This window comes from Streptomyces sp. NPDC001381 (assembly GCF_042895685.1).
Classification (GTDB): domain Bacteria; phylum Actinomycetota; class Actinomycetes; order Streptomycetales; family Streptomycetaceae; genus Streptomyces.
The window spans coordinates 82,550-106,275 of record NZ_JBIAWO010000006.1; the positions used below are offsets into that span (position 1 = coordinate 82,550).

Sequence of the window (23,726 nt, forward strand, 5' to 3'; positions counted from 1 at the left end):
CGGGGAGGCGGCCAGCCGTCGGTCTTGCTCACCGTAGTGAACGTCGGGATAGGTAGTGGTGTAGTCGTCCGTAGTGAGGGCCTGGTCGGCTACGTACTCTGCGCGTGCCTCCTGGTCTTCCTCGGTGATCTCGGCGGGTACGGGGGGCGTGTGGGGGGCGGGCCAGAGCTGGATGAGGTGGCGTTCGCCGTGGTCGCCGATGGTTCAGGGAGCCGAAGAAGGAACAGGGCCGTGCGGCCGTCAGCGTGGCACAGATAACCTGCGCGAATGAAGCGGATTCAGCGGGCCGCTGGCGCAGTTGTCGGCTCAGCGGTGGGTGACGCCCTGGGCGGCCCCTTCGAGTTCGGTCCCCAGGGAGCGTTTTCCGCGCGGTTTCCCGCGCCTGGTGCCGGTGACGAGATGTGCGGAGGCGGTGGCTGGGACCCCGGCGAGGCCACGGACGACACGCAGATGGCCGTCCTGGTCGCGGAGTCACTGCTGGAGCAGGGCGGACTGGATCTTCCGGACATCTTCGCCCGCTTCCAGCGGTGGGCAGCGTCAGACCCCAAGGACATCGGCCTGCAGACCGAAGACGTCCTGACCAACGGCATGCCCTGGGACCTCGCCGCCGCGATCCATTTCCAGGTCAACCAACGAGCAGCCGGAAACGGCTCCTTGATGCGGGCATCGACCTCCGCAGTCCACTTCGCGGCCGCCGGCCAAGAAGCCACCATGGACGCCGCGCGCCGCATCGCTGCTCTCACCCACGGTGACCGCGCGGCCTGGGAAGGAACCGCGATCTTCCACGAACTCATCCGCGTCACGTTCGAGGACACCGACCCCCTCACCGCGCTCCCGGACATCCTGGCTCATGTCCACCCCGACCACCGCAGCCGCTACGCCACCGTCCTCTCGCCCGACTGGCACCCCGATCAGGCAACCGAGTTCAACGGTGCCGTCTGGCCCTGCCTGGGCTCCGCCGTGTGGGCCCTGCGCACCACCACCGGCTTCGAAGACGCGATACGCGCGGCGATCGACCTGGGCGGCGACACGGACACCGTCGCCGCGGTCACCGGAGGCCTCGCGGGGGCGTACTACGGGCTGGACGCAATCCCCGCCCGCTGGACCCAGCCACTCCATGTCCCCCTCCCCGGCTTCGACGGACGGGTACTGCACCTAGCAGATCTGCTCCACCTTGCACACCGCCTCGGAGGCTGAACGGGGTGCTGCTCCGCGATGGCACTCTCCACGAACTCCAGCCCTCAGCAGCAGCCACCTGACCAGTGGCTCCGCAAGGAGGACGATTCGATCGGCTTCGCCATCGAATCCGAGCACCGGATGACCATGGGCACCCTCCGGATGCATCAACACCGGCTTGCCCAACCGCCGCCCGATCTCGCGCAAGAAGCCGCGGAACACATCAAGTCGCTCCTGCCCCTGCAACTCGCGCAGGTCAACGTCGAAATCGATCTCCTCGTCCGAATAGAAGCGGAAGATCGCCAGCACTTCAGCTCTCAGCCAGACGCGCGATGCGCGACGACCAGCTGGTGCTGGCTCACGCGCACTCCGCACCCGGTGCGCACCGGTAGCCGCACCACCGTGGGGATGGTCGCGCATCTGGGGGGACTTGGCCGAAACCGCGCGCGGAACTCGGTGCCCCGCCTCCCTCGCGTTCGGCCTTCTTGCCGGTGGGCGTCCTGGGCGGCGTTTTTGCGCCGTGCTTATAGCGGCACTGGAGTCATCCCGAACCATGGGTGAGGAAGATGCCACGTGCAGGGTCACTCGCGGGCGGCCGGCAGGAGTTGGTGCGCAAGGCGTAGGCCTCCCGCGGCGAGGCCGCCCCCGCGGTCCGGCCGGGACGGTGGCCCACCGCTCGAGCCGGCCGGCACTCCTCGGGGCTGTGTCCGCGCTGCCCGTACGGGCAGCGCGGACACAGCCCTGCAGCTCGTCAGGGAGGCGGACGGCCTGGAGCTGGACACCAGCTCCAGGCCGTCCGCGGCCTTCCTGGACGCCTCCGGCATGGTGGCACCGACCGCGGCGTACACCGCCGCCGGGACCCGTATGCCCTCTGCCCGCCCAGCAGTTCGCAGCCCTGGCCGAACACGCCGCAGCCCGCCTTGTCCGCGGCCGCGGGGCGGGGAGCTGCCGCGGCCATGTGCGTGCTGTACGCGGGCGTTGCCCGGCCCTGCGCTAGAAGGTCAGGTTCCAGGCGTCGATCTTGCCTGTGTCGGAGGCGGCGTTGTCGTTGACGCGCAGCTTCCAGGTGCCGTTCGCGACCTCCGAGGAGGCGTTCACGGTGTAGCTCTGGGCGATGTTGTCGGCGCTGCCGCCGGCGTGGTTGTGCAGCGTGTAGACGGTGCCGTCCGGCGCCACCAGGTCGACTTTCAGGTCACCGATGTAGGTGTGCTTGATGTCCACACCCACCTTGAGGGTGGCCGGGGCGTTGCCGGTCACACCGGTTACGGCGATCGGGCTCTCCACGGTCGCGTTGTCGTTGATGGCGAAGTCCGCGAGGTTCTCGAAGTACTTGCCGGCCGGCGGGGCGGTCCCGACGGCCTTGAGGGCGTCGACCTGTCCTTCGCCGAAGAACGCGTTGTTGGCCGTCGTGCCCGTGCAGCGGCTGTCCGAGGGGCAGGCGATGTCGTTGGCCTGCTCGGCCAGCTTGGCGCGGAGCTGCGCCGGGGTGATGCCCGGGTTGGCGCTGGCGATGAGTGCCGCAACGCCGGCCACGTGCGGGGTGGCCATCGAGGTGCCGCTCTTGCTGCCGTAGCCGCCGCCGGGGACGGTGGAGTACACGTTGCTGCCCGGCGCCGCGACGTCGATGACGCCCTGACCGTAGTTGGAGAACGAGGCCTTGGTGACGCCGGTGCCGTTGGCCGCGACCGTGACCACGCCCGGCAGCTCGGTCGGGATGTCGAGGCAGGCGTTGGTGATGGTGCGGGTGACCGGCGTCGAGTCGTTCGGGCTCGCGGAGTCGGTCGTCTTGTGGGCGAGGTCGTAGTTCTCGTTGCCCGCGGCGGCGATCTGGAGGGAGCCCTTGCCCTCGGCGTACTCCTGGGCGCGCTTGACGCCCTCGATGATGGCGGCCTGGTCGATGTTGTCCGGGCAGTTGAACTGCCACGGGTCCGTGTAATAGCTGTTGTTGGTGACCTTGAAGCCGTGGTCACCGGCCCAGACGAAGCCGCAGATGGTGTTCTCGGCGAAGAAGAAGGAGGTGCTCGGCTCGGCGACCCGGACCGCGGCGATCTTCACCCCGGGTGCCACGCCGACGACGCCCTTGCCGTTCTTGGCCGCGGCGACGGTGCCCGCTACGTGGGTGCCGTGCGTGTCGACGTCCCGCCACGCGCCGGCACGGGTGTCGGGCTTGCCGTAGGCGCAGGAGACCGAGTCGGCCGCGTCGAAGTTGGGCGCCAGGTCCTGGTGCTGGTCGTCCACACCGGTGTCCAGGATGCCGACCGTGACGGAGGCGGAGCCCGGGTTCACGGCCCAGGCCTGGTCGGCCTTGATCTGGCTCATGTCGGCCCGGACCGGTTCTCCGGCCGGGGTCGAGGCCTGGGCCGGATTGGCCGGGAGTGCCGGGTTGTAGGCGTCGGCCGGGACGTCCGAGGTACGCGTGGCGCCGACGTGCTGCACGCCGGCGACGTCGCGCATGGTGGCGGCGAATCCGCTGGACGCCGAGTGGGCGACGATCACGCCGATGGCGTCGAAGTTCGAGAAGACGGTGCCGCCGTTGGCCGTGATCGCCGAGCGGACCGCCGAACTGTCACCGGGGGCGGTGATCACGAGGTAGGCACGCGTCCCGGCCACCCAGGTCGCACTCCGGGATGCCGGCACGGCGGCAGGAGCGTGGGCCTTGGCGGCCGGCGCGGCGGAGGGGACGACGGGGAGCGTGCCCGCGAGGGCTCCCGGGGCGCCGAAGGCGAGGGCGGCACCGAGCGTGGCCGCCAGCACCAGTGTGCGTCTGGGGCGGCTGGATATGGGGGGTATCAATGCGTCCTCCGGAGACGGCCCGGCCGTGCTGAGGGCACCGGCCGGGCCGTAGGAAACGAGTGGTGGATGCAAGATGTCAGGTGCATGCCCTGTACGGAAGTACCTTTCCGCGCAGGGACGTCATAGAGGCATGGCTGAAAAGAGACGTACTCAGGGCATCGAGGGTCGGGATCCCCCGAGAGCTCGGCGACGTCGACCGCGCCCTGGTGGCCGTCGGCAACCTACTACCCTCTCGTGCCGGTCGAAGCGCCGAGCAAATGGCCGGCGTTCCCGGACCTGGGGTACAGCGTTTCGGGAGCCATCTCGCCGTACCCTCTGAGCTGCTGAACGGACTTTCGTTCAAGTCCTGCACCTGGTGCGGTGGTGAGCATCCACCCTGTGCGCACCACCGCACCAGGTGCGCATGTCGGCGCCGGCGGCGGGGAAGGCCCGCGCGCTGTCCCGCCAGTCCTCGCGGAGCTGCGTCAGGGAGCGAGGCCGCGGTTTTGCGGGGCGGGTCTTGCGGGCGGCAATCCGGTTCAGCTTCGCCCGGGTCCACTCGGAGACCTCGGGCCCGAACTTCAGGTTGCCGTCGTCGTCAGTGGCGGCGACGTACTCGTGCTCCAGGTCGGTGAGGCAGGCGGCGATCTGCGCGCTACGACGGGATGTCCAGCGGATCAGCTCGTGCGGGACGCCGGCGGCTTCCATGACCGGTCGGCGGCCCGGCGTGACAGTGCGCGGCTCGGAAGCCGGCCCCAGCGCCTCGCACGCCTCAGCCATGACGACTTCGTTGTAGAGCGCGGACGCGGCGACGGCCGACTCCAGCAGGGCCGTGGAGTGCACCGCACCCCCAGACACCGTCCTTCCGACGCAGGCCCTTGAGGGACAGAAGGAGGTAGTCGTGGAGCAGCGGCATGCCCGATCTGGCCTCGTAGTGGCGGTAGCGGGCGGCGACCAGGCCGTGCGCGGGGCGGGTGCGGTGGATGCCCTGCGGGCCGTAGCGGATGACGGCGACGTCGTCCTCGATCCATGCGGGCACGAGGGCGATGGCCCGCTCGTGTGCGGCCTCGATCGCCTTCCGCGTCTCCTCATCCCCCAGCGCCCACAGCAGTTGCAGGGTCGGCTCCGAGCCGGTCAGCGTCCGGGTGCCGGCCTTCGCCGTACAGGGAGCGCAGCTGCGCCTCGGCCACCTCCTGACCGAGCGCGAGACCGAGGGCGGGCAGGCCCGGCGTCCTGCTGCGCCTTCTCCAGCGGCGTGCGCCCGGTCGGCGGCCGTCGCCGACGAGGACCTGGCGCAGGAAGTAGCGGTACATCTGACCGGCGGTGATCAGCGCGATAGCGTGACATCCGTGGGAGGGGTCCGTGACAGGCGGCGTGACACTGCGAGCGTGACGTGTGACGATCACGCTCGGTCATCCGGATGCGGCGCCTTCGGCTCGGTGGGACGCCCTCCGTTGGAGAGGCCGGCCTGCCGCTCCCACGCCAGCTCCCAGGTGGTGAGCTCACCCTTTGTATTGCGGGTAGTTCCGCCGTCCAACTCGCCCGTGGGGACCGGGATGCCACGATCACGCGAACGTTTGAAGTAGGTGCGGACCGTGGCGGCTTCCACGGGAGGATGGCTTCCTCGAACGCCTCAGCCGGCGAGCAGCGAGCAGGACGGGGGAACTCCTTCGCATCGTCAGCAGGCAGCGTCTCGGTGGCCTGCTGGGGTACGGAGGCCGGACACAGCGGAGGGACAGCGGGAGCCTGGCCGCACACGTGCGGGCGATCCTGGGCGATCGTCGGCTCCAGCGTCGCCAAAACCTTGGCGAGCGCCTGGCTGGGGGCGCCGGCGCCAATGGCCTGCGCGGCCAGCTCGCTCGGGAAGGAGCGAGTGTGGATCAGTTCTTCGGAGTCCTGCTTGGCGGCGCAATCGCCCTTGTGGCCAGTTCCGGTACTGCCTGACTGCAGGCCCGGATTCAGCGCAAGGAGATCCGCGCCAAGGAGCTGTGGGACCGCCGATCCAGCCTCTGCCTCGACTTACTGACGCACCTGGACGGCCAGGTCTCGTTCGCCGCTGATTCCGACCCCTACCTCATGGGATACGGGCCGAAGACTGCAGAGGGCTACCAACTACGCCGGCAGCTGAGCGCTCGCGTTGATCTGTTCGCCTCGCCGAAGACTCGGCAGCTGTGGGAGAAGAGCACAGAAGCAGCGCTCGTCCTCCATGCGTCAACGATCGAGGGCGGCCACTTCGAGCAGCACTACGACCAGCTGGTCATTCCGGAGACGAGTTCAGACCCCGAGCAGCAACGCCTCATCGACGCGGACAAGCACGCGCGCGAGCAGCTCATCACACACCTGCGTGAGGAACTGAAGCCGTCTCTCGCCCACGTCAGGTCCGGGGCAGCGACGGCAGGGGCCGGGTGGCGATCTCCTGGGCTTCGGCGCGCGTCATGCCGAACATGCGCAGCAGGCGGAAGGCCAGTTGGTCGGAGACATGTGCGGCATCCAGGTCCGGGCGCGTCTCCAGCAGGTGGAGCACTCCGAGCAGGGCGCCGCCGACCATGGCCACGGAGGTGTGCGGGGCGTCGATGTCCAGCCGTCCGTCGTCGGCGGCGGCACGCAGATCCCGCATCGCCCGCGGGGCCAGGCCGCTGTCCGAGGTCAGATAGGGCATGCCCGTGCGTACGAGGATCCGGGCGATCTGCGGGTGGGTGCGCTGCAGTCGGCCGGTCAGGCGGACGCTGGCGGCGAAGATCTCCGCGGGGTCCTTGAGGTCTCCCACTACGGATTCCAGGAGTTCGCCGTGTTGCTCCAGGGTGAGGGCGACGGCGGCGTCGAACAGCTCGTCCTTGCTGGTGAAGTGGTTGTAGAAGGAGCCGAAGCCGACGTCCGCCGCCTCGGTGATCTCCTGGATGCTCACGTCGGTCCGCCCCTGCTCGGCGAGAAACCCCTGCGCGGCGGCGATCAGCGCGGCCCGGGTGCGCGCCTTGCGCCGGTCCAGGCGGTTGGGCGCGCGGCCGGGCGTCCGGCTGTTCGCCCTGCCCTGTCGGTCAATGCTCATCATGCCCTCATCGTATCCGATGGATCAGTATTGATAGATACCTCAGGGGTGATGGGCGTTGACGAGGGCGCCATCTGGGCTGATTCTCTCATCACTGCTGACTGGAGCTGCTCGCGGGAGCGGTCCGGTCGACGTCTGTCCAGGACTCAGGAGAGCCGATGAGTATCCAGGTCGTCCGCACCCCAGACGGCTGGTGGGTGGAGAGCGGCACACTGCTGCACCGCGTCGACACCGACGCGGACACCACCGCCGGCCTGCTCGCCGACCGTTCCGCCGTACAGCGGGCGGCTGCCCGGGCCGCGGCCGCCCCCGACTCCGGGCTTTCCGCTGGAGAAGCGGAGTTGCTGTCGCCCGTGACCACCCCCTGCCGGGTGGTGGCGCAGATGGTCAACTACCGTTCCCACGCGGTGGACTCCGGATTCGACCCGGACACCGTCCCGCCCGCGTTCTTCCGCAAGGCGTCGGGGTCCGTCAGCGGCCCGTACCAGGACATCGTGCGTCCCCAGCACGTGCGCTTCCTGGACTACGAGGTGGAGCTCGGGCTGGTGATGGGTGCGGACCTGCCGGTCGGCACCGAGGTCACCGACGCCACCCTGTCCCAGTACGTCGCGGCGCTGGTCGTCGCCAACGACGTCAGCGCCCGCGACCTGCAGCTGCCCAAGACGCAGTTCTACGAGTCCAAGTCGTACCCGACCTTCACCCCGCTCGGGCCCCGGCTGCTGCTGGTCGATGCCGACGACCTGGCCCGGCTGCCGGACCTGCGGCTCACGCTGAAGGTCAACGGGACCACGAGGCAGGACCGCACCACCGCGGACATGATCGTCCGACCCGCCCGTGCACTCAGCCTTCTCGCCCGCTTTCAGACGCTGCAACCCGGTGACGTCCTGCTCACCGGAACCCCCGGCGGCACCGCCCTGAAATCCCCCGGCAGGCTTCTGACCACGCTTGCCGCCCTGCTGCCGCCGCACAAGCGCTGGCAGAAGTTCTTCGCCCGCCAGCAGGCGAACCCCGACTACCTCAAGGACGGCGACGCGGTCACGGCTCGCATCGCGACCGATGACGGCGCACTCGATCTCGGCGAGCAGCGCACGGTGGTGCGCGCCCGCTGAAGACTCCCGGGACCCCCGCCCGGGACCGGCCGGCCCGGCATCCCCGTATCGGGCCGGCCACTCGACCCCCTCCCTCACCCTGCAAAGGCGCACCGGTGACACTCACACCCACCGACCTGCTGTGGCCCGCACACGACAGCATCGCGGACCTGTCCGCGATCGAGGCTGTTCCGCTGCATGAGCGCGGCCTGCCCGCCACCACGTACGACACCCTGCGACGTGCCGCCCGTCTGTGGCCCGACCGCCCGGCCCTGACGGTGCTGCCCGACGCCGCGCGTTTCCTGCGCCCCGCCACCGCGACCTTCGCGCAGCTGCGCGATCAGGTGCACCGCACGGCCAACCTGCTGCGCTCGCTCGGCGTCACCCGCAGAGACGCCGTCGGCCTGCTCTCCCCGAACACCGCGGAGCTGCCTGCCGCCCTGCTGGCCGCGCAGGCAGCGGGCATCGCAGCCCCGGTCAACCCGGGCCTGGCATCCGAGCACGTCGAGCAGCTGCTGCGGCGCGGCGGTGCGCGGGTGCTCATCGCCGCCGGTCCGCAGCTGGATGCACAGGTGTGGGCCACGGCCCGGCAGGTCGCCACGGATCTGCGGCTGGACGCACTGCTGGCCCTGACCCCCACCCTGGCCGACGGACCCGCCCCCGCTCTGGACCCCATCGAGGGCGTGCGCGTCGGCTACCTCACGGAGCTGGCCGCCGCCCATCCCGCCGACCGACTGGTGGACATCGAGCCCCCGGCCGCCGACGACCTGGCCGCCTACTTCCACACCGGCGGCACCACCGGTACTCCCAAGCTCGCCGCGCACACCCACGCCAACGAGGTCGTCGATGCCTGGATGGTCGCGGCGAGCATTCCTCTCGATGAGGACGGGGTGATGTTCGCGGCGCTGCCGCTGTTCCACGTCAACGCCCTGATCGTCACCCTGCTCGGCCCGCTGCTGCGCGGCCGGGGAGTGGTGTGGGCCGGGCCGCTGGGCTACCGCGACCCCGAGCTGTATCCGGTGTTCTGGAAGCTGGTGGAGCACTACCGCATCGCCGCCATGTCCGGCGTGCCCACCGTGTACTCGGTCCTCGCCCACGTCCCCGTCGACGCGGACATCTCCAGCATGCGGTTCGCCGCCGTCGGCGCCTCGCCCCTTCCGCCCGCCGTACGCACGTCCTTCGAGGAGCACACCGGCATCCCGCTGTGCGAGGGCTACGGGCTGACCGAGGCGACCTGCGCCTCCGCGCTCGGCCTGCCCGGTCACACTCGTCCCGGCAGTGTCGGGCGGCGCCTGCCCTACCAGCAGGTCAAGACCGTGCGGATCGACCCGGACACCGGCGAGTGGCACGACCTGCCGCCGGGCGCCACCGGGGTGCTCGCCATCGGGGGCCCGGTCGTCTTCGCCGGATACGTGGCCGGGCACACCGCCCAGGGACCCCGGCTGGAGACCGCGGGGAAGATCCGCGACGGCTGGCTGGACACGGGCGATCTGGCCCGCATCGACGCCGACGGCTTCATCCATCTCGCCGGCCGCGCCAAGGACCTGATCATCCGGGGCGGTCACAACATCGACCCGGCCGCGATCGAGGACACCCTTCTCGCCCACCCCGACGTCACCGCCGCCGCGGCGGTCGGCCGCCCCGACCCGCACGCCGGTGAGGTGCCCGTCGCCTACGTCACCCTCGCCCCCGGCGCCCGGACCCACCCCGCCGAACTGCTCACCTGGGCCACCGAAAGGGTCCCCGAACGCGCCGCCACCCCGCGCGAGGTGATCGTGATCGACGCCATCCCGCTCACCGCCGTCGGCAAGCCCTACAAACTCGGCCTCCGCCTGGACGCGACCCTCCGCGCGGTCCACGCCGAACTGGCCGCCCAGGGCGCGGACTGCGACCCGGAACGCATCCTGTGCCGGCCGCACGACGGCGGTGTCCGCGTCACGGTGCCCGCCCCTGCCGACGAGACGGTACGCCGCAGGGTCAGCGCAGCCCTCGACCGGTACGTCCTGCACTGGCAGTACGCCCCCAGCCAGCCACCTGAGAGAGAAACCCCGTGAGCATCACCGCCATCGTCCTCGCCGTCCTCCTCGCAGGGATCTTCCTCGTGCTCGGGTCGGCCAAGCTCGCGGCAGTACCCGCGATGCGCCAGGCCGCGGCACACGTCGGCATGACCACCACCCACTACCGCCTCCTGGGTGCCCTGGAGGTGGCAGCAGCGGCCGGACTGCTGCTCGGCCTGCGGATCACCGCGCTCGGTGCTGCCGCATCCATCGGCCTGCTCCTGCTCATGGCCGGCGCCGTCGTCGTCCACCTGCGCAGCGGCGATCCGGCGGCCCGCTGCCTGCCGGCCGTCATCGCGGGTGCCCTGGCCGCAGCCCATCTCGTGCTGCTGGCTTGCGGCTAGCCGACCGCACACCCTGTCGCCGGCTGGCGTGTCGCCGTGACCGCCCAGCTTCCACTCTCAGCACCGCCGCAGGCCGCCTTTGGCCGCCCAGGCCCGAAGCGGCCCTCTCATTCGGCACTGCCGGTCCCCATCAGCCCCTCCGCGCTGTCCGGACCGTACGCGCCGCCGCTCGCTCAACCCGCGAACGGGACCGGCACCCCGCCTCGGTCGATCGACCGGGAAACGCTCTTGGCGCTGTTCCGCCGCCGCTCCCTGAGCCGTCCCCACCCCATGGCCCCGAGCCGTGACACCCCATGGAGTACCCAATGAACGACCTCGACGTCCCCGTCCTCATCGTCGGCGGCGGCGGTGCGGGGCTCACCGCCTCCATGCTGCTCAGCCGCATGGGCATAGAGTCCCTGCTGGTCACCGCCTGGCCCAGCACCTCCGTCCTGCCCAAGGCCCACGTCCTCAACCAGCGCGCCATGGAGATCATGCGCGACGCCGGCGTGGCCGACACCATCTACGCCGCCTCCACCCCGGCCGGGCAGATGTCCCACACCGCCTGGTACGTCGGCCTGGCGGGCGACCACGAAGACTACGGCCGCAGGGTCGCCAGGATGGAGGCCTGGGGAGCCGGCGGCCGCTCACCCGAGTGGCTCGCGGCCAGCCCCGAGCGACAGGCCAACCTGCCCCAGATCCGCCTCGAGCCGGTCCTGCGCGCCCGCGCCGAGGAACTCTCGCCCGGCCGGGTCCGCTTCCACCACGAGCTGACGGGACTCGCCCAGGACGACGAGGGCGTCACCGCCACCGTCGCCGACCGCGACACGGGCGAGACCTACCGGGTGCGGGCCCGCTACCTGCTGGGCTGCGACGGCGGCCGTACCGTCGGACCCGCACTGGGGATCGTCCAGGAGGGCGTGCGCGACCTCGCCCGCGTGGTCTCCTTCCACATCTCCGCCGATCTGTCCCGCTGGGCGCACGACCCGGAGGTGCTGATCCGCTGGCTGTGGCTGCCCGGCCTCGGCATCCCCGGCGTTCTCGTGCCCATGGGGCCCCACCACTGGGGGCCCGAGTCCGAGGAGTGGGTCTTCCACCTCAACTACGGGCCGGATGACGGCCGCGCGCTGGACGACGAGTCGGTACTGGCCGACCTGCGCACCGGGCTGGGCCTGAGCGAGGAGGACCTGACGGTCCACATGATCTCCCGCTGGACTCTGGAAGGCGTGGTCGCCGACCGCTACCGCGTCGGCCGCGTTCTGATCGCCGGCGACGCCGCCCACCGCCACCCGCCCACCGGCGGCCTCGGCCTGACCTCCGCCATGCACGACGTACAGAACCTCACCTGGAAACTCGCCGCCGTCCTGAACGGCCAGGCCGGCGACGCCCTGCTCGACACCTACGAGGCCGAACGGCGCCCGGCGGACGCCACCAACGTCCAGCGCTCGCTGGAGAACGCCATGAACCACATCGCCGTCAACGCCCTCTTCGGCGGCGGGCCCGAGGCCGGCGAGGAGGAGAACTGGCGGCAGGCCCGCCGCCTGTGGAGCGATGACCCCGCCGACGCCGGCTTCCGCCGCACCTTCCTCGCTGCCGTGGCCGCCCAGTCCATGGAGTTCAACGAACTGGGCGTCGAGTTCGGCTACACGTACGACTCCGCGGCCGTCGTCCCCGACGGCACTCCCGCACCCGAGAACCCCGACCCGGTCCGCGTCTACCAGCCCGCCGCCCGCCCCGGACACCCGCTGCCCCACGCCTGGCTGGAGGACCTCGACGGCCGTCGCGTGGCCCTGGCCCGCCTGGTGCGCCCCGGCCGCCTGCTGCTGATCGCGGGAGAGGACGGTCAGGCCTGGTGCGAAGCCGCCGAGAAGATCGCCGCCGAGTGCGGGCTGCCGGTGGACGCCATCCGGATCGGCCACCTCGACGGCGACTACCGCGACCTGCGCTCCACCTGGACCGCCGCCCGAGGTCACACACCGCAAGGCGCCGTCCTGGTGCGCCCGGACCGCTTCATCGGCTGGCGCGCCCACGGTGCGGCCACCGACCCGGTCGCCGCACTCACCACCGCACTGGACACCCTCCTCGCACGGTAGGAACCGCTCACCTGCCGTGCCACCCGGCCCGCCGATCACCGCCGCAATCGGCGGGCCGGGCCCCCCACCCCTCACCCTCGCCTCCGGCACACCGCGGCACCCGCCCCGCCATCGCGACAGGTCGTGGAGGCCACAGGAAGGAATCCCCCGTGAACGACCCGACATCCACCCCCGCCCCTACCTCCGACGCCCATCAGGGTCTGCACAGCGAGCAGGGCGCCCTGCGCGGAGAGCACCCCGGCCGAGCCGCTCAGCCCGTCATCAAGGTGGTCGACCTGGCCTGGCTGGAGTTCACCAAGCCCGACCTGGACCGGGCCGAGACCTTCGCCCACGACTTCGGCTTCACCACCGCCGCCCGTACCGACGACGTCCTCTATCTACGGGGTGCCATGGCCGGACCGCACTGCCTGGTGATCCGCCGCGGCCCCGCTTCCCGGTTCATCGGCCCCGCCTTCCAGGCCGCCGACGCCGCCGACCTCGTCCGGCTGGCCGGCGCCACCGGCCACAAGGTCCGCACCCTCACCGAGTACGGCGGAGGCCGCGCCGTGGACCTGCTCGACCCTTCCGGCATCCCGGTCCGTGTCGTGCACGGCGTCACCGAGCAGCCCGCGCGACCGCTGCGACAGCCCCTGATCCTCAACACGGGCACCACCACCGCGGCCGCCCGCGTCAACGCCACCCAGCGCCCGCCCCGTAAACCCTCCCAGGTGCAGCGTCTGGGCCACGTCGTGCTCTCCACCCGGGTCTTCCGGCGCGCCCTGGACTGGTACCTGCAGCACCTCGGCCTGATCGTCAGCGACTTCCTCTATCTGGACGGGCAGCGCGACCGCGGCCCCACCATGGCCTTCATCCGCTGCGACCGCGGCGACGAACCCGCCGACCACCACACCCTGGCCATGCATCTCGGCCCAGACACGGGGTATGTCCACTCCGCCTATCAGGTAGCCGACCTCGACACGCTCGCCGCCGGCGGCGAGTACCTGCGAGAGCGCGGCTACCACCACTCCTGGGGCATCGGCCGGCACATCCAGGGCAGCCAGATCTTCGACTACTGGCGTGACCCCGACCGCTTCATGCTGGAGCACTACGCCGACGGCGACGTCTTCGACAGCACGCTGGAACCCGGCTGGGCCGCGATGTCCGCCTCCGGCCTGGCCCAGTGGGGCCCGCCCGCCACCCGCGACTTCCTCGGCATCACCCCCTCTCCAGGCGCGCTCCTCCAGGCGATCTCCGCACTGCGCGAGGACAACGAAATCGACCGAGCCCGGCTGATGGGCCTGATGAAAGCCCTGAGCAAGTGACCGCCACCGCCCCCGAGTACGTACCCGTCGTGGTGATCGGTGCCGGACCCACCGGGCTGACCGCCGCGACCCTCCTCGCCCGTCACGGCGTGCCCGCCCTGGTCCTGGAACGCCACCGCGCCCCGTATCCGCTGCCGCGCGCCGTCCACCTGGACGACGAGGTGCACCGCATCCTCCAAGCCGTGGGCATCCACGAGGCGTTCAGCGAAATCACCCGTCCCGCCCGCGGCATGCGGCTGCTGGACGGCTCGCACCGGGTGCTGGCCGAGTTCCTGCGCGACAGTCCGTACGGATGGCACGGCTTTCCCCAGGCCAACATGTTCGACCAGCCCGAGCTGGAGCAACTGCTCCGGGACACCCTCACGAAGCACGCCTCGATCACGCTGCGCGGAGGCATCGAGGTCACCGCCGTGACCCCGCCCCCGCACGGCGGCCTCCCGGTGGAGGTCTCCTTCCGCGACGAGGGCACCGGCGTCTCCCACAGGCTCCTGGCCGACGCCGTCCTGGGCTGCGACGGCGCGGGCAGCCTGGTCCGCGCCTCCATCGGCTCCCGGATGCAGGACCTCGCATCCCAGCAGCAGTGGCTTGTCGTCGACATTCGCTGCCGTGTGCCGCTGCCCGCCTGGGACGGCGTTCACCAGATCTGCGATCCCGGGCGGGCGGCCACCTACATGCGTGTCGGAGAGGACCGCTACCGCTGGGAGTTCCGCCTGCGCGCCGGCGAACAGCCGGAGGAGCTCACCGACCGGGCGCGTCTGCTCGAGCTGATCGCTCCCTGGACACCGGGCATCGCCGAGGACGAGCTGCACGTCCTGCGCACCGCCTTCTACACCTTCCGTGCCCAGGCCGCCGACCACTGGCGCAAGGGCCGCGTCTTCCTGCTCGGTGACGCCGCCCACCTCACCCCGCCCTTCATCGGGCAGGGGATGGGCGCGGGGATGCGTGACGCCTACAACCTCGCCTGGAAGCTCGCCCGTGTCCTCACCGGCCGTGCGAGCGAGGCCCTGCTCGACACCTACCAGGCCGAACGGCGTCGCCACGCACGTCAGTTGATCCGTACCGCCGTGGGCGTGGGTGCGGTCATGACCGGCGGCGGCACGGGCACCGTACTGGCCCGCAACGCCGTCCTGCCCGCCCTCTCCCGCGTGCCGGGCGCGTCCGGTCTCGTCCTGTCCGCCGTCAGCCCACCGCTGCGGTCCGGACCTCTGGTCGGCTTCCGCCGCCCGGGCCATCCACGCCCGGGCACGGTGTGCCCCCAGCCGCTGATCCCCGACGCCGACGGAACCCCACGTCTGCTGGACGACTTGCTCGGCGAGAACTTCGCACTTCTGGCCACTGCACCGATCAGCCCGGCCCTGCACGCCCTCGTCCGAGCGTTGGACGCCCGCGTCCTGAATCTGCACACCCCCCGGCGGCAACAGCCCGGCACGGGCGGCAACGGGCACGGGGCCGATCCTGGCATCGGCGCCCTGGTCCGTTGGATGGGCCGTGCGGGCGCCGTCCTGCTCCGCCCCGACCGAGTCGTCCTCGCCACCGCGACCCGGCCCCGCCGCGGCAGGGCATGTGGCGACGACCTTGCGGCCGCCGCGGCGGCCTGGGCGCCCATACTGTGCAGCGGCGCCGGTACGACCGGAAGCTCCGCTGCCGTGCCCACGCACCTGTGTGACGGTGGCTGAAGGCCCATCGCGCAGCCGCGACCTGCACTCCGTCGTGCCTGTTCACAGGGTCGTTTCGCGGGTGCGGGAACGTCAGCCGGGGCAACCCCCGTCCCCGCCGCCGCACCGGGCTCGGCGGCGGGTGACCCGGCACCCTGGGCGCCGTCAGCAACGCATGGAGATCGCGCGAAGCGGCATCCCCGGGAGCGACGGCGCCGGCGCAACAGATCTCACTCGGCCACATCCCCCCTCGTCAGGCGATACGGGGCCGGGCGGGGTGACGATGGAGGGGAACCGATCCGCCTCCTCTCTTCTCGGAAGGGTGAGCTGGTATGACGTCTCCCTCCGATTCCCCATCAGGCACCGGTACCAGGCCCCAGCACGGCACCGGGCCACCGGACGCCTCCCCTGGCGGAAGCCTGGCGGCCTTGGCGAACATGGGCTGGCAGATCCTTCTCACCACGGGCCTGGCTACCACCGCCCTCGGCGTCGTGGTCCTTGCCTGGCCGGAGGAGACGCTGCGGGTCGTCGGCGTGCTCTTCGGCGTCTATCTGCTGGTCATCGGTGTCTTCCAGCTGGCCGCCGCCTTCGGCACGCACATCCCCGGGCATCTTCGGGCCCTGCATTTCCTCACGGGCGCGCTCTCCGTCCTGCTCGGGCTGATCTGCTTCCGGGGCACGATGCAGTCGATCCTGCTGCTCGCCCTGTGGATCGGCTTCAGCTGGCTGCTGCGCGGGATCATGGTGACGGCCACTGCGGCCATGACTCCGGACACGCCGGCGCGTGGATGGATGCTGTTCAACGGGATCATCGGTGGGCTGGCGGGCATCGTGCTGATCGTCTCGCCGTTCACCTCGATCGGCGCGCTCACCCTGGCGGCGGGCATCATGGCCATCGTCCTCGGCGTGATCGAGGTGGTCCACGCCATCAGGATGCGCATCGAGGTCGGCCGTCTCGCTCCAGGGACCACTGCCGGGCGGCGACCTGCGTTCCGCTCCCAACCGCACCCTCAGCACTGATCGCGGCGCAGACTCCGGCCGCCCCGCTGCCGCAGACGTCCGCCGTACCGGATGTCTGCGGCAGACAGCGGCTGTCCGGCTGCCCGCGGCGCACGGACGCGCCGCCAACCGGCGCTGCTCGTACCTCCGCCACGCCGTCAGGAGGAGCGATGTCCTACGTCAACCCGACGGCCGTAGATCGGCCTGAGCAGCGAGAGTGGGTGCGGTGATGGCCGGCGATCGGACCCGTGCGCGGGTGGTGGTCGTGACGAACCCACGCTCGGGCGGCGGCAAGACCGCTCGTTACGGCCTGGTGCAGCGGGCCGAGGACTTGGGAGCCCAGGTCTGGATGACCAGCGCGGAACGGGACGCGGCGTCGCTCGCCCGGAACGCGGTCGAGGAAGGGGCGCAGGTGTTGGGGGTGGCGGGCGGTGACGGCACCGTGTCGGCGGTCGCCGCGGTGGCCGCCGACGAGGGCCTCCCGCTGCTCGTGGTCCCGGCGGGCACCCGCAACCACTTCGCCCGCGACCTCGGCCTCGACCTCCGCGATCCGGGGCGGGCACTGGACGCCCTGGTCGACGGTGAGTCCGCACAGGTGGACCTGGGGGTGCTCGGCTCGCGTGTCTTCGTCAACAACGTCTCTTTCGGCATGTACGCCGACGCCCTGCTGGAGCCCGGCTACCGGGAGGACAAGCCGCGCGCGTTCGCCACGGTGGCCCCCGACTATCTCAAGGGCAGGCAGTGGGTCGAGGCCCGCGTGGACACCCCCTGGGGGACCGTCGAGTTCCCGCAGGTGGTGCTGGTCTCCAACAACCCCTACCACCTGGCCACACCCCGCTGGCTGGGGCGTCGCTTCTCCCTCACCACGGGACAACTGGGCGCCGTTGTCCTCAAGCGCCCGGCGCAGGCGCCCCCGGACCTCCTGCGGCACCTGCGCGGCGAACTGCGACAGCACCAGCGCGGTGCCGACCCGCCGGGTGAAGGGGTTGTCGTCTGGTCGGCTCCCGGCATCACGCTGCACGGCGAGGTGCGGCACCTGGACGCGGGCGTCGACGGTGAAGCAGTGCGGCTTCCTCTCCCCGTCCGGTGCGGAATCCGGCCGGGCGCCCTACGGGTACTGCTGCCGAAGGACCGGCCAGGGCTCCCGCCGGAGCGCGCGGTGCGCCACTGAGGGACCCGTGCCGCACAACACGACCGGATGGCCTGCTCCGCTCCTCGTCCCGTCGCCCTCATACGAAGCGGGCCGCTTCCGGTGATCATCGGGAGCGGCCCGCCCATTTGGCGATGCCGTCGGGGCGCTGTCCGGTTGCCTTCTCGTCAGCCTCCAGGCGGGCCAGCCTGCCATCGAGGACCGTGTACTCGGCCTCTTCGATGGCGGCCGACGCGAATGCGACCGCGGCGACAGCATCCGCCTCCGCCCGTTCGGCCTCGCGGGCCGCACGAGCCGCGTCGTGCTCCTGCTTGCGGGTCTCGACGTCTCTGCTCACCTTGGCCGTGTGGTCGCGCCAGTTCTGCTGCATCTCGGCCCACCACGGCGAAATCTTCGCTTCGGCGCCGCGCGCCGACTCCTGGAGCTTGGCGGCTTGGGCCTGGGCGTCTTCGCGCGCCCTTTCAACCTCGGCCTGCGACTGCTCGCGGCTCTGGGCTGCGGCCTGGGAGACATGATCTTCGGCGGCCTCGGCCCGCTCGGCGGCCCCTCCACTGGAAACGATCCCGCGTGCGTGTCCGACCGGCAACTTCGGTTCAGAGCCGCGCATTCAAGGACGGTGAACAGCTCATGGCCGGAACCACGCAGTGTGCCGCCTCGATCCCGCAGCGGCCCGACCTCCAGGGCGACCGCTCAAGAGGTGCCGCGCTCCGGGAAGACGTCGTGGGCGCCGGTGCTCCCTCAAGCACCGGCGCCCACTCACCCCTGCCCAGGGTGGCTTTGATGGTCCGGTCGAACAGGCGTCAGGGGACGAGGATGAGGCGGATCGGGTCGCCGGTCTTGTTCTCCAGGCGGTGTACGGCGTCGGCGGCGTCGGCGAGCGGGATGTGGTCGGTGATGGAGGGGGCCAGGTCGAGGCGGCCGGCCGCGGTCAGCCGGACGAGTTCGCTGACGGACTCCGGGAAGCCGCCGTAGTGGCCACGCACCTGCTTGGACAGGTAGTTGAAGGTCAGGCCCTCGCTGATGGTGAGCGGGTGCGGCGTGATGCCGACCAGGATCAGGGAGCCGCCCAGGCCGAGCACGGAGGCGGCCTGCTCGCGGACGGCGGGGACGCCGGCGCAGTCGAAGGCGAAGTCCAGGCCCCGTCCGCCGGTGGCCCCGCGGACCTGGTCGGCGAAGTCGGGGGCGGCCGGGTCCAGGGCGATGTCGGCGCCGAAGGCCAGGGCGCGTTCGCGGGCGCTGGGCAGCGGGTCGACGGCGATGATCGGCGCGGCGCCGACCAGGCGGGCCAGGCGTACGTTGTGGGCCCCGACTCCGCCCACGCCCCAGACACCGACGGACTGGGCGGGGCGGACGCCCGCGGTGGCCACGACGGCGGCGTAGGGGGTGGATACCGCGTCGGGGATGATCGCGGCCTGGTCGAAGGGGAGGCTGTCCGGGATGGGGATGAGGGTGTCCTCGCGGGCGACGGTGTACTGGGCCCAGCCGCCGTCGTAGTCGATGCCGGCGGTGAGCATCCGGGTGCAGGGGCGGCGGCGTACGCAGTCGGCGCACTGGCCGCACGTCTTGCCGGCCTCCAGGGTGACGCGGGTGCCGACGGTCAGGCCGCGCTTGAGGCCGGGGCCGAGGGTGTGGACAACGCCGGAGACCTCGTGGCCGACGGTGACCGTGTCGGAGGTGGCGAACAGCGGGACGAGAGAGCCGTCGATGAGGTGGACGTCGGAGAGGCAGACGCCGGCGGCCTTGACCTCGATGAGGACCTCGCCCGGGCCGGGCACGGGGACGGGGACCTCTTCCACGGCGAACTTCTTGCTGTCCAGGTGGAAGCGTCCGGCGAGCATGGTGTCCATGGGGAACTGCTTTCTGTGAGCGGCACGCGACGGCGGCTCGGCCGATGGGTGCCCATTGGTGGTGTGCGAGTGGTGGTTTGTGGGTGGTGGTTCGTGGGTGGTTGGGGGCCGGGAGACGCACGGCCAGGGAGGGGGTGCCGCACGCCTCCCGGGGAACGGAGGTCAGGCGAAGACGTCCTGCTGGTAGCGCTGTTCGGCCTCCAGCCGGGCCAGCCACTGCTGGGCGGCCTCGTCGTCGCCGCCGGTGTGCTCGCGGTGGATCGCGGCGAGGGCCTCGCGTACGGCGGGTGCCATGCGGCGGCCGTCACCGCAGACGTAGACGTAGGCGCCGTCCTCGAGCGCCTGCCACACCTCCTCGGATGCGTTCGCGAGGGCGTTCTGCACGAACCGGGCCGGGTGCCCGCTCACCGCGGAGAAGGCGGTGTGGACGCGGGCGATGCCGGACAGCTCCCACATCTCCATCTCGTCGCGGTAGAAGTAGTCGTGCTCCGGGTGGCGGCAGCCGACGAACACCTGCGACAGGCCGACCCGCGTGCCGGTCGCGTACTGGTGGGCGCGTTCCTCCAGGAAGCCGCGCAGGGGTGCGATGCCGGTGCCGGGCCCGATGAGGATCAGGGGCGTGGCGGGGTCGGCGGGCGGGGCGAACGTCGGGGAGGGAACGCGGACGTAGCCGTAGATGACGTCACCGGGCTGAAGGCCCGCGATGTAGGAGGAGCAGGTGCCGCGGTACTGGCCGTCGCCCGACAGCGCGGGGCCTTCGAGGAGGCCGACGGTCAGGCGCACCTGGCGCGGGTTGCCCAGCGGGGCGGAGGAGATGGAGTAGAAGCGGGGACGGATCGGGCCCATCAGCTCCAGGAACACCGCGAGCGGCAGTTCGACGGCGGGGAAGCGCTCCAGGAGGCCCAGCACGGAGACGCGCTTGTTCAGGATGTCCTCCTGGTACCGCTTCTGGGCCTCTTCGGTGTCGGCCGTGTACGCCTCCAGCTGCGGCCGGGTCCACGGGCACTGGGTGTACTCGGCGAGCGTCTGGATCTGGGAGCGGGTGGCCACGTCCTGCAGTTCCAGGAACTCGGTGAGCAGGATGCCGGCGGTGACGGGGACGCCGACCGGCAGGTGGGTGCGGCCGCCCGAGGGCTGGTCGAGCCGGAGCACCTGGTCGTACTCGACGCCGAGCCGCCTCAGTGCGCGCTCCACCAGGGCGAGTTCGTTCTTGGCGAAGACGGCCAGGTGGTTGCCGGTGTCGTAGGTGACACCCTCGGGCAGCTCGACGGTGATGGACTTCGCGGACGGGCGCGGCGGCTCGATGCTGAAGTCCCACAGCCCAGTGGCATCACTGACGAGCTCCTCGTTGGCCACCACCGTGAGCGGGTAGGCCTGCTCGGAGACGATGGCGGGGCGCACATCGGCCTCGGTGAGCAGCTGGACCTGGTAGCGCGGGCCGCTCGCCTCGGAGGTGTCGGCTGCGTACTCCTCGGCCAGGGTGGCCCACAGCGTGTCCATCCAGCGACTGGCCATGCCGTCGAAGTCTCCGGCGGCGTCGGCGATGCCGCGCTCGACGACCGGGGTGGCTCCGGCGGCCAGCAGACCTTCCTCGATCCGCTGGGGGAACGCCTGGTAGGTGGCCACCCACTGGGTGTTGCCGGCGCCCAGCAGCGCGAACCGCACATTCGCCAGTGAGCCCTCGGGCAGTCCGGCGGCGAGCAGGTCGTCGAAGCGCTGGGCGTTGTCGGGCGCCTTGCCGTTGTAGCTGGCGGCGACGACGGCGAGCAGGCCCTCGGTGGGCAGGTTGTCTCCCAGCTCGTCCAGGCTGACGAGGGTGGTGCCGAAGCCGGAGCGCTCGCCGCGGTCGGCGATGGTGCGGGCCAGGTCCTCGCACGAGCCGAGGCTGGAGCCGTAGGCGACGGTCAGGTTCACCCCGACACCGCTGACCGCTGCCTGCGCCTGCGTGTCGCCGGCCTGCACGTCCGCGGCGCCGAAGACGGTCCGCTCGTGCTCCTGACGACGGCGGACGATCAGCTCGAAGTTGCCGGGCTTGCGCGTCAGCGCCTCCCGTACGTCCATCTTGTAGTCGCCGGTGTCGGAGAACTTGAACTTCTGCAGCACCAGCGCCAGGGCCAGGCGGGCCTCGGTGAGCGCGAACTGCCGGCCGATGCAGGCACGCAGGCCGTTGCCGAACGGCTTGTAGGCGTGCGGGTGCTGCTGGACCCGGTTCTCCGGCAGCCACCGGTCGATGTCGAACTCATGGGGACGGTCCCACGCCTTGGGGTGGGTGTGCAGCGGGCCCTCCAGGATGAGGACCTTCGCGCCCTTCTTCAGCTCGTAGCGGCCGCCGATGACGGTGTCCTCCCGCGCCGTCTTGCCGAACGCCGGGATGGGAGCCCACAGGCGCAGGGTCTCGTCCAGGATCCGCGGGATGACGTCCAGCTGCATGATCGTGTCGTAGTCCGGGACCGTGTCACCTGGCATCAGCCGGTCCACCTCGGCGTACGCCTGGGCCAGCACGTGCGGGTTGCGCATCAGCGAGTACGTCGCGAACGACAGCAGGCCGCTGGTGGTCTCGTGACCGGCGATCAGGAACGTCAGCACCTGGTCGCGGACGTTGTCGTCGGTCAGCAGCTTGCCGGTCTCCGGGTCGGTGGCCTCCAGCATCAGGCCCAGCAGGTCCTCCTCACCGCCGCCCTTTCCCTCGCGGCGCTCCTTGATCACACTCTCGACCAGGTCCCGCATCTGCTGGATGTTCTCGCCGTACTTCTTGGCATCGGACTTGCGGAGCCTGGTCATCATCGGCAGCTCCTGCGAGCGCCGCAGCGATTCCACCAGCGCGCCCAGCAGCGCGTTGAGGAAGGGGTGCAGTTCCTCCTTGTCGAAGGACCGGAACCGGTAGCCGAACCCCGACAGGGCGATCGTGTCCAGCGTCAGCCGGGTGTAGTCGTCGGTGATGTTGACCGGCTGACCCGTCTTGCGCTCCCACTTGCCCACCAGGTTCCGGGCGATCTCCAGCATCTGCCCGTAGTAGGCCCTCATGGCCCGCTGGCTGAACGCCGGCAGGAGGATCCGGTGCGCCATGCCCCATTCCTCCTCGTGCTGGTGGGCCGTGAACAGCCCCGCGCCCGCGAAGTCGCGGACATGCTGCAGCGGCGTCTTCTCGATCTGCTTGAAGAACCGCGTCTCGTCGGAGACCTCGGCCACCAGGTCCGGGTCGTAGACGAAGATCTGCTCGACACCGGCGATGTCCAAGCCGTAGATGCCCTCGGGGAACTGCTTGGACAGCTCGCCGAAGTACTCCACCGGGTTGGTGCCGGGGATCTGCGGCGTGTGACCGAGAAGGGGGACGCCCCGCGGGGATCGGATGGGACGCAGGTCGGTCACGGGTTGCGTGGTCATGGCTTGCTCCTTCGTGCGGAGAGTGCGGGATGGGCAAGGGCGCTGTGCATGCCGGGAGCCGCCGACGGGCAGCAGGACCCCGGTTTCCATACGCCGTATGGAACTGCTTCAGTGGTACCATACGACGTATGGAAACTCCAAAGAAGCCTCCGCGGGGGACGAGGAAGAGGGATGTACCGCTCACCCAGGACGGCATCTACGCCAAGGCGCTGGAACTCATCGACACCGACGGTGTCGAGGCGCTGACCATGCGTAAACTCGCGGCGACGCTGGACGCGAACCCGATGTCTCTGTACCACCACGTGCCGAACAAGGACGCCGTGCTGCGCGGCGTGACCGAACGCGTCGGATCGCAGTTCCGAACACCGGAGCGGGAGGACGCACCCTGGCAGGACCGGCTGCGCCAACTGGCCCTGGACTTCCGCGCGCTGGCGCACCGTCACCCCAAGCTGATGGGGTACTCCTTCGGGCGCGCGGACTTCATCCAGCCGGACGACCCGTTCTGGCGTGGACTGACCGACACACTGGCCGCCGCTCAGCTGCCCGCCCTGGAGATCCCCCGCGTCGCCGCCACACTGCGCGCCGTTTTCACGGGTCTGCTGGTCAGCGAACTGACCGGAGCGCTGCAGCGGTGGAGCGCCTTCCCCCCGGCCGCGGCCGAGCCCGAGGCGAAGGAGGCAACCGCACCCTCGAACGACGTGATCGACGCGATGTTCAGCTGTGCACTGGCCGCAGCGATCGCGGGCGTGGAAAACCACGCCGCGCGCACCCGCGCGAAGGGATGAAGAGGAGAGGCGGCCACGGCGGGCTCGGGTTCAGCTTCCTCGTCCTGGTCC

At 71.1% G+C, this 23,726-nt stretch carries 18 protein-coding genes and 1 pseudogene; 10 read left to right on the plus strand and 9 right to left on the minus strand.

The features are described from left to right. Positions 1-267: 267 nt before the first annotated feature. On the plus strand, positions 268-1,197 hold the full coding sequence (locus ACFY2L_RS26330; protein WP_390823575.1) for an ADP-ribosylglycohydrolase family protein: 930 nt from the start codon (positions 268-270) through the stop codon (positions 1,195-1,197). Here ACFY2L_RS26330 and ACFY2L_RS26335 read toward each other — a convergent pair. From ACFY2L_RS26335 to ACFY2L_RS26360, 6 genes and pseudogenes are all read right to left on the minus strand, one after another. Then, positions 1,156-1,509, minus strand: a pseudogene (locus ACFY2L_RS26335) (hypothetical protein); the annotation flags it as partial. The gene ACFY2L_RS26330 and the pseudogene ACFY2L_RS26335 sit on opposite strands and share 42 nt — an antisense overlap. Positions 1,510-2,169: 660 nt before the next feature. Beyond that, positions 2,170-3,930, minus strand: coding sequence for a S8 family serine peptidase (locus ACFY2L_RS26340; protein WP_390823746.1), 1,761 nt, complete (start codon positions 3,928-3,930; stop codon positions 2,170-2,172). 378 nt (positions 3,931-4,308) lie between these two features. Then, on the minus strand, positions 4,309-4,791 hold the full coding sequence (locus ACFY2L_RS26345) for a relaxase domain-containing protein (protein WP_390823576.1): 483 nt from the start codon (positions 4,789-4,791) through the stop codon (positions 4,309-4,311). Next, a complete protein-coding gene (locus ACFY2L_RS26350) occupies positions 4,721-5,086 on the minus strand; it encodes a relaxase domain-containing protein (RefSeq protein WP_390823747.1) in 366 nt (121 codons plus the stop codon). The genes ACFY2L_RS26345 and ACFY2L_RS26350 overlap by 71 nt, the downstream gene beginning before the upstream one ends. After that, entirely contained in the window at positions 5,037-5,261 is a 225-nt protein-coding gene (locus ACFY2L_RS26355; RefSeq protein ID WP_390823577.1) for a hypothetical protein, read from the minus strand. Before ACFY2L_RS26355 ends, ACFY2L_RS26350 begins: the two co-directional genes overlap by 50 nt. Before the next feature lie 1,061 nt (positions 5,262-6,322). Then, a complete protein-coding gene (locus ACFY2L_RS26360; protein ID WP_390823578.1) occupies positions 6,323-6,997 on the minus strand; it encodes a TetR/AcrR family transcriptional regulator in 675 nt (224 codons plus the stop codon). A 155-nt stretch (positions 6,998-7,152) separates the two neighbouring features. Between ACFY2L_RS26360 and ACFY2L_RS26365 the strand changes: the two genes are divergently transcribed. From ACFY2L_RS26365 to ACFY2L_RS26400, 8 genes are all read left to right on the plus strand, one after another. Further along, on the plus strand, positions 7,153-8,103 hold the full coding sequence (locus tag ACFY2L_RS26365; protein WP_390823579.1) for a fumarylacetoacetate hydrolase family protein: 951 nt from the start codon (positions 7,153-7,155) through the stop codon (positions 8,101-8,103). A gap of 95 nt (positions 8,104-8,198) precedes the next feature. After that, entirely contained in the window at positions 8,199-10,136 is a 1,938-nt protein-coding gene (locus ACFY2L_RS26370) for an acyl-CoA synthetase (protein ID WP_390823580.1), read from the plus strand. Continuing rightward, complete coding sequence (locus ACFY2L_RS26375) at positions 10,133-10,483, plus strand: DoxX family protein (protein WP_390823581.1); 351 nt, start codon at positions 10,133-10,135, stop codon at positions 10,481-10,483. Before ACFY2L_RS26370 ends, ACFY2L_RS26375 begins: the two co-directional genes overlap by 4 nt. A 305-nt stretch (positions 10,484-10,788) precedes the next feature. Then, positions 10,789-12,555 (plus strand): FAD-dependent monooxygenase, encoded by a 1,767-nt coding sequence (locus ACFY2L_RS26380; RefSeq protein WP_390823582.1) that lies wholly within the window; start codon positions 10,789-10,791, stop codon positions 12,553-12,555. A 149-nt stretch (positions 12,556-12,704) separates the two neighbouring features. Continuing rightward, complete coding sequence (locus ACFY2L_RS26385) at positions 12,705-13,856, plus strand: VOC family protein (RefSeq protein WP_390823583.1); 1,152 nt, start codon at positions 12,705-12,707, stop codon at positions 13,854-13,856. Beyond that, the gene (locus tag ACFY2L_RS26390) at positions 13,853-15,532 is read left to right on the plus strand and encodes a bifunctional 3-(3-hydroxy-phenyl)propionate/3-hydroxycinnamic acid hydroxylase (protein ID WP_390823584.1); all 1,680 of its coding nucleotides are present in this window, start codon (positions 13,853-13,855) and stop codon (positions 15,530-15,532) included. Before ACFY2L_RS26385 ends, ACFY2L_RS26390 begins: the two co-directional genes overlap by 4 nt. Positions 15,533-15,843: 311 nt before the next feature. Beyond that, positions 15,844-16,530, plus strand: a complete 687-nt coding sequence (locus ACFY2L_RS26395; protein ID WP_390823585.1) for an HdeD family acid-resistance protein — start codon at positions 15,844-15,846, stop codon at positions 16,528-16,530. A gap of 244 nt (positions 16,531-16,774) precedes the next feature. Next, positions 16,775-17,680 carry a diacylglycerol/lipid kinase family protein gene (locus ACFY2L_RS26400; protein ID WP_390823586.1) on the plus strand — a complete coding sequence of 302 codons (906 nt, stop codon included), beginning with the start codon at positions 16,775-16,777 and terminating at the stop codon, positions 17,678-17,680. A gap of 85 nt (positions 17,681-17,765) precedes the next feature. Here ACFY2L_RS26400 and ACFY2L_RS26405 read toward each other — a convergent pair whose 3' ends face one another. The 3 genes from ACFY2L_RS26405 to ACFY2L_RS26415 all read right to left on the minus strand — a co-directional run bounded on the left by ACFY2L_RS26405 (position 17,766) and on the right by ACFY2L_RS26415 (position 22,890). After that, the gene (locus ACFY2L_RS26405) at positions 17,766-18,266 is read right to left on the minus strand and encodes a hypothetical protein (protein ID WP_390823587.1); all 501 of its coding nucleotides are present in this window, start codon (positions 18,264-18,266) and stop codon (positions 17,766-17,768) included. 193 nt (positions 18,267-18,459) lie between these two features. Further along, positions 18,460-19,506: a zinc-binding dehydrogenase gene (locus tag ACFY2L_RS26410; protein ID WP_390662182.1), complete on the minus strand. Its 1,047-nt coding sequence runs from the start codon at positions 19,504-19,506 to the stop codon at positions 18,460-18,462. 162 nt (positions 19,507-19,668) lie between these two features. Continuing rightward, a complete protein-coding gene (locus ACFY2L_RS26415) occupies positions 19,669-22,890 on the minus strand; it encodes a bifunctional cytochrome P450/NADPH--P450 reductase (protein WP_390823588.1) in 3,222 nt (1,073 codons plus the stop codon). A gap of 128 nt (positions 22,891-23,018) precedes the next feature. On the opposite strand from ACFY2L_RS26415, the gene ACFY2L_RS26420 reads away from it, so the two are divergent. Further along, positions 23,019-23,675 (plus strand): TetR/AcrR family transcriptional regulator, encoded by a 657-nt coding sequence (locus ACFY2L_RS26420; RefSeq protein ID WP_390823589.1) that lies wholly within the window; start codon positions 23,019-23,021, stop codon positions 23,673-23,675. Positions 23,676-23,726: the final 51 nt, after the last annotated feature.